The organism is Oligoflexus tunisiensis, from assembly GCF_001748245.1.
Taxonomy (GTDB): Bacteria; Bdellovibrionota_B; Oligoflexia; order Oligoflexales; family Oligoflexaceae; genus Oligoflexus; species Oligoflexus tunisiensis.
Map to the genome: position 1 here is coordinate 3,601,325 of NZ_BDFO01000001.1, position 14,383 is coordinate 3,615,707.

The following is a 14,383-nucleotide window of genomic DNA, read 5'->3' on the forward strand; positions in this document are numbered from 1 at the left end:
GATGAAGTCATTTTTAGGGAAAGTGCTCCTGCTGGTGGGAGCGGCTGTTGCGATCCTTGCCGTAGCTTTTGTGATCTTCATCAAGGTATTTACCGAGCCAAGCGATCGCGACGAAAATGGCAAGCCGCCGCGAGCCGCAGGAATTCCTGCCGATCATGAGTGGTATGGTGGATTGGATGGAGGGACTTGGATTCACTGTGATCCGCAGAATGACTTGAAGGAATTTCATTGTTCTATCTATGGTGAATCCGGTTCATTATTCGGCAGGGGACTCTACATACCTTCGCGTCCAGTGGTGCCACCTTATGAATTCAAAATGGGTGGGGAACGGTCCATTGATCTCAAGGACCAGCAGGGTGAAGATCTGGTCCTCAAAGCGGAGGGCTGGATTGAAACCTTGCAGGGTAAACTTCTCTATAAGAATGGGGAACCGGTCGATAACCCTTAACCATTCTCAAGATTTACAGGCTATCTGAAACTCCACATGGTAATGCTCATCGTGCTTAATCCAGACCTTGTGGGGATAGAGCGGAAAGCTCAGCTTCTTCCAGGCAGGTGCCGCGCGCAGCATTCCTTGGTAGCTGGGCTCGAAAATCACATGCCGGATGCGGATGCCGGATTTTTGAGCCGCCTCGTCAAGCGCCTGCAGATGCAGAGCCATGGCATTGAAGTCGATTTCGAGATCCTCCCATCGGCCCTTGGCATCAAATTCCAGTCCATAGCCAAACTTGTTCGTGACGCTGGCGGGGAATTCCACCGCTTTGCCCTGCTGCGTCCGAACGGGAACCATGAAATCCACGGATAGACCGTTTTGGTGGGTCTTGTGCGGAGAAAAATCCCCGCCCTTGGGCCAGCCGGTCTCCCCATACACAAACATTTGATCCGCTACGTGTTTTTCCAGCCGGGCATACGCATCCACTACGACATCACGAACTTTCTCATGAACATAATTGCGGCGCAGAACCACGCCCATGTAGCTATAGGCTTTGAAGTTCGGCCCATCCGAGGGCAGGGGAACAGCACCTTCGATGCGTCCCTTGCTGGGCGTGCCGAAGCAGGTGCTTGCCGGGCCTGGCGAGCTCTTTAAGCTCAATGCGGCCAGAACAAGGAGTCGAAATTTCCAAACCTCAGCCATGGTAATCCCACGTGTTGATCTGGGCCTCTTTATACCATAACCCAGCGCTTGCCCCAAGGTTCAACCCGTCCAATATGCAGCCTTATGCAGCCATATTGACATGATTCATTTCGTGTCTGCACGCCCTGCTCTATGAGCTTGACCAATTGAACAAAGATGCGAGGTCTGACGCAATATCGCGACAGCGCATGTGTCCATTCCCCGTTCTTTTGGAGCAACGTAAAGAAATTAAGTTCTCAATACCTGGAGCATCAGCGTGGTTATGAAATCCTTCACACAAGCAAGCCTTATCGGTGCATGTCTCAGCCTTATGGCATGTGGTGGCACGGAAGCAACGTCGCAGCTGAGCCGCAGTGCGATCCCCAATCAGAGCAACAACACCATTTATCGTGTCAATGACGGCGGAACCATCCAGTATATCTATGCGAACTTTGATGCGAAAGCAGGCAAGGAAGTCGGCTACCCCTTGGAGTGCAGCAATCCCTTGGGCCTTATAAAACTCATCAAGGCCACCGGTTTTCCTACGGAACTTCTGACTTCGACCAAAATCCTGAAAGTTGACGATGAGAAATATCTTGAACTCAGTGTGAAGAGTCAGCCGACCCTTTCCTGTGATAATTCAGCCAAGACGTTTTACAAGTCCGAGCTTGACGGGAAGACCAAGTATTTCTTTGCCGACTCGGAATTTTCAAAAACCAAACTCCATATGTTTGGCTGCCAGGCTCTTGTGGATGCCATGGGCTTCAAGTTGGAAAACGCCACGGCGATCGATCCGACGTTCATCGATCAACTGAGCCTGTTCTCAGTGGACGATAAGGATGACGTCAGCTGCCTTTCCGGTACCGAAGCGGGAGCGGGCCTGGTTTGGATGAACGGGCAGGACGAAACTTTGACAGCCGCTGCCGGGCAGACCGTCTTCAAATCCTTTACGGCTCAGAAGCCTGATTCTTCGCTGGCTCAGCTTGGCTACAGCATGAAAGGCAACTGCGACTGGCTGCTGACACAGGTGATCAACGGCAGCGTTATTCTCACGGGTCAAGTGCCCGGAAACTTTTATCAACCTGCGTCCTGTGAAATCGAGATCGTCGCGGAAAAAGGTACTTTTTATGAGGCTAAGAAAACTCTCAAGCTGAATGGCTTCGAACTTCAGTGTCCGAGTGGTTTCGTAAAGATTGACAGCAGCTGCGTGCGTCCCTGCGACAACGGACGTCTTCCGGGTGAAGAATGGCTGGTGGATCGCGGGCTCTATACTTGCCAGGCCGACGGAACCTATGGCTACAAGACCATCACCAAATTCATGCGCGATCCAAACTCAGATCGTGCCGGCCCCGAAAATGGAATCACGGGCAATGGCTTGTGTGAGGAAAAAGAGGACTGTGTTTACATTCAGGTTTCCAATGGCCGCCATTGGGCCAAAAAAGATCGGAAGCTTTATTATACCTGGTGGAATGCTGCTACGTATTGTGATGATAAGGTTTACGGAGGCTACAGCGACTGGCGCATGCCGACCTTGGAAGAGTATAAAGCGGCTTATGCAGACGGGTTCTCTGAATTGAACGGCGCGCTTTTTGCTGACTCGTTCCCGGGCTGGGCCAAGGATGAAGCTGATGCCAATAATGCATATATCTACAATTTCTTCAGGGGAGAGATCACTCCCACTATCAAAGGTACAGAGATTAGAGCGGTCTTCTGTGTAAGAAATTAATAGGTGTCGTTCGTCACGCTGAATGAGGCCGAGGAGTCATCCGCGATTGAGTGGATCCTCCTCCCTCAGCCCAGAACGAACGCAAGGCAGACGATGTCCTCGCTCAGACCAGGGGCTAACCGGGAGAAAATGCTCCCGGGGCGATAAGACTCCAAGTCATGCCGCTTCTAGCTTGTTTTTTTAACTTGCTGCGAAGCGTTTTGCTTGCGCGCATCCTGGATCTGCTTCACCAGCTTTTCATCTGAATCAATCATATAGATCGCGCCCGTATTGGCTTCGATCACGTCCTTCCGCTTTTTCAAGGTGTCCAGGCTGATCCGCACGCCAGTGACAAAAGGCTGGAATATATCAGGATCAAAGTCATCCGGTGCCGAGCGCTCCATGAGTTCCAAAGCCTTTTCCGCCGGCAGGGCAGGCTTGTAGACCCGTTTCATGAGCAGAGCCGAGTAGGCGTCGGCGATGGAGATGATACGGGAATAAACATGAATCCCGAGCTCGGGATCCTCCTCCCACCGCCCCCGTCGGCCGGCCGGATAGCCTTTGCCGGTGAAACGCTCGTGGTGTTCCAGGGCAACACGCGCCACGATCTCTTCGATCGGCGCCCCGTTCTGGATCGCGTTCATCAATTCCTTATGTCCAAACTGGACATGAGTTTTCATGACCTCAAACTCATCCGGAGTAAAAGCCCCGGGTTTGTTCAATATGGCATTGGGAATACAGCTCTTCCCGGCATCGTGATAAAGGCCGCATTGAGCGATAATCTCGGCATCCTTGAACGGCAGCTTGGGGTCGATATACTGCTTGGCCATGATGGTGGAAAACATGGCGACGGACGCACTGTGATCGTATAAAGTCGGGTCAATGCTAATCATACGGCTGAGCGTACTCATGGCCAGGTCGTTGGCCATCAGCTGGTTCACCATAAACGCGGCCGCGGTCTTCACCCGTTCGGCGACCTGCTTGTTCACCCCACCGCGCAGGACCATCTGACTGGCTCCGCTCAGGTCGCTGAAGATTTCGAGGGTCTTGCGGTCGAGCGAAGGGTCTTTCTCTAGAAGGGCATTGATCTTTCGCGTTCGTACATAGGAAAGAGTATGCTCAAATTTTGGATAATCCTTTTTCGCGATGAAAACTTCCACACCACCATACTCTTTTAAGCTGGCAGCCCAAACATGCTGCAGCAGCTCATCGCTCAGCTCGGACGGGCGGATGTATTCGATCATCTCGTCTTCCACCCGGATGTAGATCGAAAACTCTATGGTGGGGACTTCCCAAAGATAGGTGAACAGCTCGAGGCTGATTGGACGAAACTGTTGCAATGTGGCGTCATCGGCCGGAAAGATTTTGCAACGCTTGCGCGTCGAATCTTTGATGATGAATTTTTTTGAAGTCTGAAATGATTTAGGATCCAAGGGCGTCACCCTTTCCGACATTTGCCATAAAAGGAACAAGACCCTGAAGATATCGGCTGATCAGGCGGAAAGGTGAAGCCCAAAGCGCAAGGGGTTGTCCGGGGCTGCTTTGGCAAGTACGTGAAACCTCAGATCTTTTCCAACTCATCCGGGCCCTGGCAATTCCTGTTAAAAAGTAAGCCCTCTCCATGGTTCATGATCCTCTCATCAACTCGCTGGCAGTTTTGCACTCTGGGTTGTCATCCATCCTTCTGGAGTCATTCTTTGTCCGAATAAGGAGACCTTATATGATGCGTAAGGAATTCAATGAGGTGGTGCAAAAAGTTCCCAATCTAACGGCTGACGGCGTCACCTCGCCTCTTGCTGCCGACTTTTTCTCCAAGCGTCAGGACTTCGTGAATAATGCTCTCTATCTGCAGCAGGCCAACGATGCTGTGGAATTCCTTCGCGGTATTGGCAAATCCACTCGTTTTTCCCAATGGCAGAAGAACAACTGCCTGCCGGAACGCATCGGCGCGCTGATCGAATGGAACTCGGGACGACCCGTCAGCCCGGGAGCGGTGATCGTCGCAGCCTTGCACGAAGGCTTTACCATGGGTGGGGCCAGTACAGGATCTGTTTACTTCAACTTCCTGCCTCGACAGATCGAAACCGAGCTCATGAATCTCCGCCGACGCCAGCTCATCAAACAGGTCATTGGAGCCTAAAAAATTCGAAGTCACTGCAAAACGAGCAAAGCCTGGGGAAGGCGTACCTTCACCCAGGCTCCACACAAACCTTGAATCAGTCGATGGACTTGGCTGCAAGAGTCTTTTTGGACTTCTTCGAAGCCTTCTGTTTCTTGCTCTTGGCGACTGATTTCTTCACATCCTTGCCTTTGGACTTTTTCGCCAGCTTGCCTTTTTTCTTGGCGCTGGTTTTTCCGGGTTTGGCTATCTCGTTACCCTTTTTCGTGGGTTCAGCCAAACGGGCTTTATTGGGAGCCAAAGGCTGAGGCAGCATGCTGGCAGCAGCAGCTTCACTCGCGGCGCGCGTGGTTACGGCAGCCGGAGTATCCTTGGTCACTGCGGAATCATTGGAGCTGCTCGGAAAGTTCAATCCAGCCAGTACCAGGGCACCAATGGCCGCAGCCACGATTCCGCCCGCAGCGATTTTTTTCGCCTTATCATTTTTTGCCGCTTTGCTGTCGATCTTGGAACTGCCCGATCCTCTAAGTGTCTCGGCCTTTCCCATGATCGCCGTGGGACGCAGATTATCGAGAAAACTTTCTCCTTTCGATTTCGTGTCGGGTTTCTTCTTGATCTCTGTCGTTTTATCCTTCTTCTTTGCCATGAAAGCAAACTCCTCTAAAGTGTCAGTCCTAAAATCTCTCGGACCTGCCTGGCTGCGGATAAAATGAAGACGATCTTTGTGAGTGATTTCAGGGACTGCCGCCCCGGGTTTTAGTTGCAGAAAGAAAGTGGAAATTTCAGAAAAGGATGTATTCGCGAGGGCAGAATTGAAGGTTTTGGCCCCGGAGCGGATCTTACGCCGCCGAAAATATGCGGGCAAAGCCCCTCAAACGAAGCGGATAATAATCATACTCAGCCGGGGTTTTGAGGGCCCGATGGTTTAAGAAGGTCCGCAGCAGGAAGGCCCTCTTTTTGAGTGCCCGATGGTTTAAGAAGGCCAGAAGCAGGAAGGCCCTCTTTATCACTGGAGTTTCGATGCCCCAGATGTTCCATAAATTAAGCGCAGTACTGGGCGTTCCCTTGCTGGAACTGCTGGTGGGCTGTGGGGTGGATCCGGAAGCATTGAAGCAGAAGGAAATGGATGAAGGAAACGATGCCGACCAGGGAGAGTCTGATACCCTGCTGGCACCCGAGCATACCGTCGAGGCCATCCTGAAACTGGAGGAAGGTCTCAGTGCTGTGACCGGAAGCTTTTCCCTCGTCAACTGCACCGGGCATGTGGATCATGTCTTTCAAGATAACAGGATTACGTTGTCGGATGAAGCGATCGGCTGCCGGGTGGCGATTGAACATTTGAAAGTAGGGGACCGGGGTTTTCATATCAGCGACGCCCAGCCGGAGTGGAAGACAGGTGATGTCCTGCATTTCCAGGCGGATGACGGATCACTCGAAGCGCTGGACGTGCGGGTGGATCATCAGCTCTCCAGTACGCCTTCGCTTACCGAGAACGTGGCCTTTACCATCAGCCGCAGCGATGCCGCTCCCGACGCTGGCAGTCAAACGCTGCTGACCGTCGGTGTGGAAGGGCATGCGGCACCGAACTTTCGGATTCGCAAGACCGAGTATGTGGGGCTGAGTCCCAGCGGTGCCGGACAGTTCGTGTTTCATCTGGACTGCCTGCAGGCCATCAAAACAGCCACGGGTGAGGATCCGACCTGTACCGGGATACCGCTGAGCGCAATCCGATACATGCTCGTGAAGGACGATTACGATTCCAATCTGACCCTGGACGATGCCGAGGCCTTGTTCGCCACCCGCAGCAGCTGGACCGTGGATGCCAAGGCTGACTTTGAGCCGTTTCAGGCGGAGCGGAAACAGTACGGAGGCTTTATGACTCGCAGCGGTGAGGACGTTTTGGAAGGTCCCGACCTCCTGCACGAGAACCCCAATATGCTTTTGATCCTCCAGGGTCCAGGTCCCAGCTATCAATACTTTAACGTCGACGTCGTGTTTACCAGTAACTGAGTGCCGAATACCCTCTCGGACCCGTTGCCCCAGCGGCAACGGGTTTCTTTTCAGGTTGGCGTTGCCTTCCCCGACCATCCATAATATCTAATCAGGACCCGGGACAGGGCCCGGATCACTGCAAGAGGCCGCCATGCAACATCAAAAGCTTATCGAAGACTATCAGCGCTGCAAGCCGGCCCTGGACCAGCAGGCGGCCGAGCTGCAAAAGCGCCTGAGTGTGCTGCTTGACGAAAGTGGTATACCTGTTCACGATATCAGCGCCCGGGTCAAAAGCGCTGCCAGCCTTGTCCAGAAGGCCTCCCGGCCGGACCGTATCTATACGGGTCTGGAGGATGTCACCGATGTGATCGGCCTTCGAGTGGTCACCTATTTTGAGGACAGCATTGAAAGCGTTGCGCAGCTGATCGAAAAGCACTACGCGGTGGACTGGGAACGATCCATCGACAAGCGTCTGCATGGTGATCCAAGCCGTTTCGGTTATCGCTCGCTGCACTATGTTTGTCGCCTGGCCACACCGCAGCAGCCTCTGAGTGAATTCTTTCCCTTTGAAATCCAGATCCGCACCATCCTGCAGCATGCCTGGGCGGAAATTGAACATGACCTCGGCTACAAATATCCTGAGGCGGTGCCGCAGCCCGTTCGTCGGCGCTTTTCCCGGCTCGCGGGCCTTTTGGAAATCGCGGACGCGGAATTCGTGGAACTCCGCAAGACGATGGATAGCTATGCTCAGGACCTGCATGCCGGGCTTTCCGGGCCGCGCGCGGATCTGCCCTGGGATGCCTTGAGCCTGGAAACGCTGGTGGCTACCGCGGATGTGATGGCGGCGGATCAACGCCTTGCCGCGGCCTTGCAGAAGGCGCTCGGGGCTCAGGTTTTTTTTCCGGATTATTTGATTCGCATGTTGAATGCCTCCGGTCTGCACAACCGTGACTGTCTGAGCGCTGCGCTGGTGGAGTTCGAGCCGCAGCTGGAAACATTCATGCATCGGTATTTCACCTTTACCCGCGAAACCTGGGGTTTTCACGGTCTGGATTTTGATAGTCTGCCGCGTGGTTATACGCTGTTTCTTTTGGCTCTCTGGCAGGTCTTCCGCAGCGCGACTTTGGAAATTCATCGACTGGAAAAGCTTAAGACGTTCTATCAGCTCCTCGATTATCCGCACAATGAAGAGGAGGCGCGGCGTGTGGCGCGTCTCTTTATGAAGAATTTTCAGGACGGCACCGAATGACCGATAATTCCGCCCGCATCAGTGTCGCGGGCAGCCTTTACGCGATCCTGGCCTATGTTCTCTGGGGCATCACGCCGATTTTTTGGAAGCAGCTTCTGCGCTTTCCACCCGAGGCCATGCTGGGTTTTCGGGTGGCCTGGTCCTGTCTTATCCTGGTGGTCCTTGGTTTGTTCTTTCGCCCGTTCGTGCGTGAGCAGAGCCAGTGGCTGCGCAGCAAAAGGCGCGTGCTCCTGGTGGTGATCGCCACGCTGCTGATTGCGGTGAACTGGTTCACCTATATCTGGGCCGTGACGCAGAATCGGATCGTGGAAGCGAGTCTTGGTTATTATCTGAATCCCTTGGGCAATATCGTGATCGGCATTTTCTTTTTCAAGGAACGCCTCAGTGTGGTCCGCTGGCTCGCCTTTGGTCTGGCGACCGTGGCCGTGGGCATCCTGGTGTTTGGCCATGGACAGCTGCCCTGGATTTCCCTGATTCTGGCCGGCACCTTTGCCTTTTACGGTATGGTCAAGAAGATGCTGCCCTTGCATGCCGCGTTTTCGCTTGGGCTTGAAACCGTCCTGATGCTGCCGATTGCCTTTATCCTGATCCAACGCTATTATCCAGGGACCGGATTTATTACTGACCTGAGTCCCGCGGAACATGGCCTCTACTTTTTGAGTGGCATTATCACGCTGGTTCCCCTTTTTGCGTTTGGCATCGCCGCGCGTCTTCTGCCTTATTCCACTTTAGGATTTTTTCAGTACATCGCCCCCACGCTGCAACTTTTCTGTGCGGTTGTCCTCTACAATGAACCCTTTGATACCCATCGTATGCTGAGCTTTGGTCTGATCTGGCTCTCGCTCCTGGCCTTGAGTGTGGAGCAACTGCTGCTCTATCGCAGCCGCCGACGGAATGCGGCTGTACCCTGAATTCTCCCTTGTGCTTTCGGACCCTTGGGTTAAACTGCTCCAAAAAGAGATGCGTTTGCCCGGGAGGCTTTATGGCTTTTTTACAAAGAGAGTCAGGTCAGATTCATTATGAGACGCAGGGGAAGGGACAGGCACTCGTCATGCTGCGGGGTCTCGGGCGTTCCTCCCGATACTGGCTGGGCTTTGAAAAGCAGCTGGCGAAATCCTTCAAGGTGATTCAAATCGATATGCGAGGCCTCGGCCGCACGAGTGTGCCCATGGCCTGGACCGACACGATTGATGATCTCGCCGACGACTGCGTGGCAGTTCTGGATCAGCTGAGGATCGGCCGGGCCCATGTCTTTGGCCTGTCGCTGGGCGGGATGGTCGCGCTGCGACTGGGGTCGCGGCATCCGGAGCGTTGTCGTTCGCTGGCGATTGCCAACTGCTCCAGTGCGGATTATCCCGGCTTCCGGGTCAATCCTCTGGCCATCAAGGATATCGTGATCGGTCGCGTCCGGGGGAAATTGCATGAAGCTCTGCTCCATCGCACCATTCCTTCCGCCGTGGCCAAGGTCCGTGGCGAGGAGATTCTGAAACAATGGGCCGCGATCCAGGAAGTGGAAGGTCTTGCTGTGGATTGCGTGCTGAAGCAAATCGTGGCTGCGGCGCGGTTTACCATTCGCGGTCGCTTGAAAGCGGAAGAGCTGCCCATTCTGTTCCTCTATGGATCCCTCGATGGCCTCGTGCCGCATTACAATACGCGGCGCATGCATAAGCTCGTACCGGGATCCAACCTGCAGGAGATCAAAGGCGCGAGTCATGAAATCCATGTCGGGCATGAGCCGCAGCTTGTCAGCGCGCTGAGGGAGTTTTGCCTGCAGGCCTCCTGATACCAGTCTAAGTCTTTGACATTACGGACTAAAGTTGCACTCTTGGGGGCCTCAACTCAAGGGTTGGGTGAATCTGTCGATCCTGGGACGTGGAGGACAGCAGCCCATGGCTCAGGACTATAGCAAAAAACCGATCGAGGAGTTGATGGCGGAGGCCAAGGGTGGCAACATCGAGGCGCAGAATGCTCTGGCGATGCTCCACGAACTGGGCCTGATCCCCGAGGCCAGTGCTGCCGAGGCCGCGCGTCTTTATGCCAAATCCGCCAAAGCCGGGGATCCTCTGGCTGCGCTTTATCTGGGTGTCATGCATGAAAAAGGCGCCGAAGGCGTGCCAGTGGATAAGTCCATAGCGGACAGCTATTATCATATGGCGGAAAAAGGCGGCTATCACAAAGCGGTCGATCGCCTGACAGAAGCCGGCGTCGGACGGCGGACGATACTGCTGGTTGATGACTCGGCATCGTTCCGCAATGTAACCCGCGCTCTGCTCAACAAATGTGGATTTGACGTTGTGGAGGCTCCCGACGCCTCTCACGCCATTCGTTTTCTTCAGAATGGGGGCAGGGCGGACCTGGTGATCAGCGACGTGGAAATGCCCAATATGGACGGTCTGGAGATGCTGGCCATTATCCGCGGCCGGCTGCAGAAGAAAGATCTGCCCGTTGTGATGCTGACGTCGGTTCGCGAGGTCGGCGTGCTGAAGAAGGCCAAAATGCTGGGCGTTCAGGGCTGGGTGCTGAAACCCTATGATAACGATATGCTCGTTCAGATTGTGAGGAAGGCGCTGGTGGCTTAACGGCGCCGACGGCCGTCACGCGCCCGGTTCCGTCACGCGCCCGGTTCCGTCACGCGCCCGGTTCCGTCACGCGCCCGGTTCCGTCACGCGCCCGGTTCCGTCACGCGCCCGGTCCCGTCACCCCCGAAGGGGGCCGCCATGCGCCCGGTTCCGTCACCCCCGAAGGGGGCCGCCATGCGCCCCGCTCCATCACTTCCCATCCTTCCTCGAAGGATCCAATGCCGAAGCCGGCTCCGTCTCCGCCACTCGCTGGATATCATGCGCCGGCGCCGGAGCATCTCCCACAACCCGACCTTCCGGCCTTTGCACCTCGCGCGTGGCCTGCTCCGCATAATCAATAGCCGCAAGGTTCTGCCGAATGCCCTGCGTGGTCTTCTTCCAGCCCTGCAAATCATCCCCGAGCACAGACCGATCCTGCGCGTCCTGAATCGTCCGAACCTTCTGCCAATTCTCCCGCTGCTGCCTGGGAACCAATAGAAGCGGATTCGGCGCCACATGCTCCGGGGCCCGGGGATCACCGCTCAATCCCAGGGTCAGGGGCACCCGCGTGACGAGATCCGCATCCACCCCGAAGCGGGGCTGTGGAAGCATGTGGCCAGCCTGCAGATGATAGCCCTGGCTTTCCGCGCTTTTGGCATCCGACACATGATCGCGTTGTTCGATAGCCTGCTGATGCTGCCGCTCCACCAGCACATGCTCCTGCCACTGACTGTCCATCCGCTTCACTTCCATCTGATCCGCTGCAACGTGCCGGTAGGTATCCAGCTCCAATTTGTTATTCTTCAAGAGTTGTCGATCCGCTTCCACTTCCATCTTCACCAGCGCCTGCTGCTGCCGCTCCTGATCGATATGTTCCTTCAATTTGGTTTTGAAATCCTTCTCATTGGGCTCGCGGAAGGTGCCGCGGCTCTCCCAGGCATTCACCCAGGCCTTTTCAAAAGCCTGCAGCACATCGTGAAGATGCCAGCGCGCCTGCTTATCGTAAGAACTGCGGCGGCTGGCATACTGCTGATGCAGGTGTTGTTTCACCGAGTCGAAGATAATATCATGCAGGACCTGCTGCAGTTGATGCGCCTGAGCCCGCGCCTCCTGCACGATGCGCCGCTCATCCCGGGTATGCTCCTGGATCAATTGAAGCGCTTTCTTTTCATTCGGCAGCCTGATTTCGAACTTATAGGGATGCAGCAGCTCCTTGTTCTGCAGCTCGGGATAAAATTCAGCCTGGGCGATACGTTTCTCCCGATGCCAGTCCCGAAAACGCTCGTCCTCGAGCCATTGTTTCTTTGCGGCCTTTTCAAACATCGAGAATTCGCGCCCGATCCGGCGGTAGATGCGTTCGAAGAGGAGTTCCGAGATCCAGGCGTGCAAAAGGTCGACCTGCCGAAAGTATTTGATCTCGGCGATATCATTTTGGAAGCGCGTGCGTTCGATCGTCTTCAAACGCTCCCGCACGCGGGAACGATCCAGGACACGATGGTGAAACTCATCCATCAAAGGCGACAGTTCCGCAGCGAGTTTATAGGCCCGATGATCCGGTGTCCGGTTTAACGCCGGCGCTTCGAATCTCCAGGGCGGCATGATAGGATGGGTCTCGGCCAGGGTTTTTACATGGTTGCCCGGTTCCAGAAGGCGCTGCAGCTTTTTATAGGCCGCGTATTCCGTCGGCGAGGGTGGATCCAGAGCGGTAAAGGTAATGAAGCCAATTTTTTGGGCCATGTGCTGTCTCCTGACTGCATCGAGTCTTTGTCGGAGAGCACAGGGCCTTGCGGGTTTTTTGGAAAAGGTCTGCAGAAAGACCTGAAAGACAGCGTTGTTGGATGCAGGCAGGATAAAAAATTCGACGCGAAAGAATCCGCACGAGCGCGATTTTTCGTTATTTCAAGGCGAAAGATTCCGCGAACCTCTAAATCGATAGCGTCAGATGCTCCGCCTTTTTCTTCTTCCCCTTCCCAGGTTCAGGAACGGGCGGATGCAAGGGCATGACAATCGCGGGCGGGCGGCTTGCCTTCTTCTTCTTGCGGGCAAAATCAATCTCCAGCAGCATGCTGCAGCTCCTTGTGTTTGACTCGATAGAAACGTTCAGGGAATGTATTTGATCTTCACGGCCACCGTGAGCGCTGTATGGAAACAGTCGGTGTTATCGTTATCACCGGTGGCGGTCAGATCCATGTTCACCGTGGTCTTGCCGGCAATCGCCGCGGCAATCGGGGCGATCTCATTCGCCGTCAAATGAAGGGCCACAGGGCCTTCCTTGTCATGAGCGGGCAGGTCGCACGCGGCGCCTTTACCGAGGCAGTAGGCTGGCGTTTCAAAATTCCCGATAGGCTGACCCACGACTTTGGTGAAGTCCCAGGACAGGATCCCCTGCTGCGGGGCATCGAGATATTTCGTCAGACCGCCATTGCTCAGGAAGACAATGCGGGAGTCGATGGAAAGAATCAGAAAGTCATCATAATGCAGGCGCGCATCCGCCGGGGAATCGATGTCGATGCCGCAGATATCCCCCGCCGGCAGGTTCAGAGTCGCCGGCGATGTTTCGGATGCCTGAACAAAGCCCTGCTTGGTCGCCAGATTCGAGTTCATTCCGAACGCGCAGGTTTTTCGTTCCGGATAGGTGATGGTCTGTTCGACTGTTTTGAAGCTGGCGGCCTGGGCATTCGCGCACTTTTCTTTCAGTGCGGTCACCTGATCCACAGGCGGTAGAGGAGCCGGCTCACCAGGCGTTCCGGTGGCGTTATCATCCTTGCCGATCGTAATATCGCTTTCGTTGCCGGAAATACCACCCGCAGGTGCCGCTCCTTGACCGGAGCCACCCGAAAAATTTCCGCCTGAACAGGCTGTCAGCAGCAGGCCGACAAAAACTTTCATTTGAGTACAACGTCGCATGGTTGACCCCTGGTAGAGTGGTATCGTATGTATCGGATCGTTATGGATAAAACTTAAGCAGGGCAGGTTTAGGCAGGAAAAACCGGGGATTGGGATAAATTGAGAATCAGGGGCACACCCGAAGGAATGCTCCTCAACCTTCGTGATTTAACAGGCGGTCCCTGATTCTCTCAAAAGTAAAAAAACTCAATCTTCAACTGGAAGGAGCAAGCCTTCCAGATAGTAGTACATGGTCCGGACAGAAGTCAGCGAGCGGACGAGCGTGTAATTGCCTGGATAACGGCTTTGCAGTTTGCGTTTGGTGGCGTCCAATTGCAGAACCGTGGTGTGTAATCTTTCCAGATGGGTTTCGATCGCTTGATCAGACGCTGAGCTCGACAGGAGCCGGGCCAGTTGATCGGCCTGGTTGACGATAAAAAGGCTGTAGCGTGCGGCATTCGTCAAATCAGTATTGGGGTCCTGGGAAGCCAGACTGAGGACGAGGCTGCGGGCCTGACGCGCGTTGTTCATGAGACCGCAGGTGGCTTCGAGAGCCTCGGATTCAAAGCAATCATAAGCCTGAGCTTGAGCAGCGGTGCTGGTGATGACGGCAGGACCAACGAATGAAAGGGCCAATAGAACGGTTTTGATAAATTTCATAAGGCATTCCTCGCTAACGTAATTTCCTTCACTGGAGCCATCCTACAGAAAGCCGCAATTTCTGCAAAGGGCTCAAAGAACGAAGTGTTCTGTGAATTGT

At 54.6% G+C, this 14,383-nt stretch carries 15 protein-coding genes; 8 read left to right on the top strand and 7 right to left on the bottom strand.

Annotation, left to right across the window (positions count from 1 at the left end; translation table 11 throughout):
- The first annotated feature begins 1 nt into the window (after position 1).
- On the top strand, positions 2-448 hold the full coding sequence (locus OLTU_RS14970; RefSeq protein WP_141733571.1) for a hypothetical protein: 447 nt from the start codon (positions 2-4) through the stop codon (positions 446-448).
- A 6-nt stretch (positions 449-454) separates the two neighbouring features.
- Here the strand turns inward: OLTU_RS14970 and OLTU_RS14975 are convergent, their stop codons facing one another.
- Entirely contained in the window at positions 455-1,135 is a 681-nt protein-coding gene (locus tag OLTU_RS14975; protein WP_141733572.1) for a penicillin-insensitive murein endopeptidase, read from the bottom strand.
- 310 nt (positions 1,136-1,445) lie between these two features.
- Here OLTU_RS14975 and OLTU_RS14980 point away from each other — a divergent pair, with 310 nt between their 5' ends.
- Positions 1,446-2,840, top strand: coding sequence for an Lcl C-terminal domain-containing protein (locus OLTU_RS14980; RefSeq protein ID WP_218110052.1), 1,395 nt, complete (start codon positions 1,446-1,448; stop codon positions 2,838-2,840).
- 167 nt (positions 2,841-3,007) lie between these two features.
- Here the strand turns inward: OLTU_RS14980 and OLTU_RS14985 are convergent, their stop codons facing one another.
- Positions 3,008-4,252, bottom strand: coding sequence for an HD-GYP domain-containing protein (locus tag OLTU_RS14985; protein WP_218110053.1), 1,245 nt, complete (start codon positions 4,250-4,252; stop codon positions 3,008-3,010).
- Between the two features lie 287 nt (positions 4,253-4,539).
- Here OLTU_RS14985 and OLTU_RS14990 point away from each other — a divergent pair, with 287 nt between their 5' ends.
- Positions 4,540-4,959, top strand: coding sequence for a hypothetical protein (locus tag OLTU_RS14990; protein WP_141733575.1), 420 nt, complete (start codon positions 4,540-4,542; stop codon positions 4,957-4,959).
- A gap of 76 nt (positions 4,960-5,035) precedes the next feature.
- Here OLTU_RS14990 and OLTU_RS14995 read toward each other — a convergent pair whose 3' ends face one another.
- Positions 5,036-5,584, bottom strand: coding sequence for a hypothetical protein (locus OLTU_RS14995; RefSeq protein WP_141733576.1), 549 nt, complete (start codon positions 5,582-5,584; stop codon positions 5,036-5,038).
- A gap of 374 nt (positions 5,585-5,958) precedes the next feature.
- Between OLTU_RS14995 and OLTU_RS15000 the strand changes: the two genes are divergently transcribed.
- The 5 genes from OLTU_RS15000 to OLTU_RS15020 all read left to right on the top strand — a co-directional run bounded on the left by OLTU_RS15000 (position 5,959) and on the right by OLTU_RS15020 (position 10,758).
- Positions 5,959-6,948, top strand: coding sequence for a hypothetical protein (locus OLTU_RS15000; protein WP_141733577.1), 990 nt, complete (start codon positions 5,959-5,961; stop codon positions 6,946-6,948).
- Positions 6,949-7,081: 133 nt separating this feature from the next.
- Complete coding sequence (locus OLTU_RS15005) at positions 7,082-8,179, top strand: GTP pyrophosphokinase (RefSeq protein ID WP_141733578.1); 1,098 nt, start codon at positions 7,082-7,084, stop codon at positions 8,177-8,179.
- A complete protein-coding gene (rarD, locus tag OLTU_RS15010) occupies positions 8,176-9,090 on the top strand; it encodes an EamA family transporter RarD (protein WP_141733579.1) in 915 nt (304 codons plus the stop codon). The genes OLTU_RS15005 and rarD overlap by 4 nt, the downstream gene beginning before the upstream one ends.
- A 71-nt stretch (positions 9,091-9,161) precedes the next feature.
- On the top strand, positions 9,162-9,962 hold the full coding sequence (locus OLTU_RS15015) for an alpha/beta fold hydrolase (RefSeq protein ID WP_141733580.1): 801 nt from the start codon (positions 9,162-9,164) through the stop codon (positions 9,960-9,962).
- Between the two features lie 106 nt (positions 9,963-10,068).
- A complete protein-coding gene (locus OLTU_RS15020; RefSeq protein WP_141733581.1) occupies positions 10,069-10,758 on the top strand; it encodes a response regulator in 690 nt (229 codons plus the stop codon).
- A 189-nt stretch (positions 10,759-10,947) separates the two neighbouring features.
- Here OLTU_RS15020 and OLTU_RS15025 read toward each other — a convergent pair whose 3' ends face one another.
- The 4 genes from OLTU_RS15025 to OLTU_RS15035 all read right to left on the bottom strand — a co-directional run bounded on the left by OLTU_RS15025 (position 10,948) and on the right by OLTU_RS15035 (position 14,283).
- A complete protein-coding gene (locus tag OLTU_RS15025) occupies positions 10,948-12,474 on the bottom strand; it encodes a hypothetical protein (RefSeq protein WP_141733582.1) in 1,527 nt (508 codons plus the stop codon).
- Positions 12,475-12,661: 187 nt separating this feature from the next.
- Positions 12,662-12,802 (bottom strand): hypothetical protein, encoded by a 141-nt coding sequence (locus OLTU_RS31935; protein ID WP_176736640.1) that lies wholly within the window; start codon positions 12,800-12,802, stop codon positions 12,662-12,664.
- 35 nt (positions 12,803-12,837) lie between these two features.
- Entirely contained in the window at positions 12,838-13,644 is an 807-nt protein-coding gene (locus tag OLTU_RS15030; RefSeq protein WP_141733583.1) for a hypothetical protein, read from the bottom strand.
- A 186-nt stretch (positions 13,645-13,830) separates the two neighbouring features.
- A complete protein-coding gene (locus OLTU_RS15035; RefSeq protein WP_141733584.1) occupies positions 13,831-14,283 on the bottom strand; it encodes a hypothetical protein in 453 nt (150 codons plus the stop codon).
- Positions 14,284-14,383 lie beyond the last annotated feature (100 nt).

Excerpts from the sequence above, each read along its gene's own strand:
- rarD (WP_141733579.1), top strand. The coding sequence starts at position 8,176 with ATGACCGATAATTCCGCCCGCATCAGTGTCGCGGGCAGCCTTTACGCG.
- OLTU_RS31935 (WP_176736640.1), bottom strand. The coding sequence starts at position 12,802 with ATGCTGCTGGAGATTGATTTTGCCCGCAAGAAGAAGAAGGCAAGCCGC.
- OLTU_RS14970 (WP_141733571.1), top strand. The coding sequence starts at position 2 with ATGAAGTCATTTTTAGGGAAAGTGCTCCTGCTGGTGGGAGCGGCTGTT.
- OLTU_RS15020 (WP_141733581.1), top strand. The coding sequence starts at position 10,069 with ATGGCTCAGGACTATAGCAAAAAACCGATCGAGGAGTTGATGGCGGAG.
- OLTU_RS15030 (WP_141733583.1), bottom strand. The coding sequence starts at position 13,644 with ATGCGACGTTGTACTCAAATGAAAGTTTTTGTCGGCCTGCTGCTGACA.
- OLTU_RS14990 (WP_141733575.1), top strand. The coding sequence starts at position 4,540 with ATGATGCGTAAGGAATTCAATGAGGTGGTGCAAAAAGTTCCCAATCTA.
- OLTU_RS15015 (WP_141733580.1), top strand. The coding sequence starts at position 9,162 with ATGGCTTTTTTACAAAGAGAGTCAGGTCAGATTCATTATGAGACGCAG.
- OLTU_RS15035 (WP_141733584.1), bottom strand. The coding sequence starts at position 14,283 with ATGAAATTTATCAAAACCGTTCTATTGGCCCTTTCATTCGTTGGTCCT.
- OLTU_RS14980 (WP_218110052.1), top strand. The coding sequence starts at position 1,446 with ATGGCATGTGGTGGCACGGAAGCAACGTCGCAGCTGAGCCGCAGTGCG.
- OLTU_RS15000 (WP_141733577.1), top strand. The coding sequence starts at position 5,959 with ATGCCCCAGATGTTCCATAAATTAAGCGCAGTACTGGGCGTTCCCTTG.
- OLTU_RS15005 (WP_141733578.1), top strand. The coding sequence starts at position 7,082 with ATGCAACATCAAAAGCTTATCGAAGACTATCAGCGCTGCAAGCCGGCC.
- OLTU_RS15025 (WP_141733582.1), bottom strand. The coding sequence starts at position 12,474 with ATGGCCCAAAAAATTGGCTTCATTACCTTTACCGCTCTGGATCCACCC.
- OLTU_RS14995 (WP_141733576.1), bottom strand. The coding sequence starts at position 5,584 with ATGGCAAAGAAGAAGGATAAAACGACAGAGATCAAGAAGAAACCCGAC.
- OLTU_RS14975 (WP_141733572.1), bottom strand. The coding sequence starts at position 1,135 with ATGGCTGAGGTTTGGAAATTTCGACTCCTTGTTCTGGCCGCATTGAGC.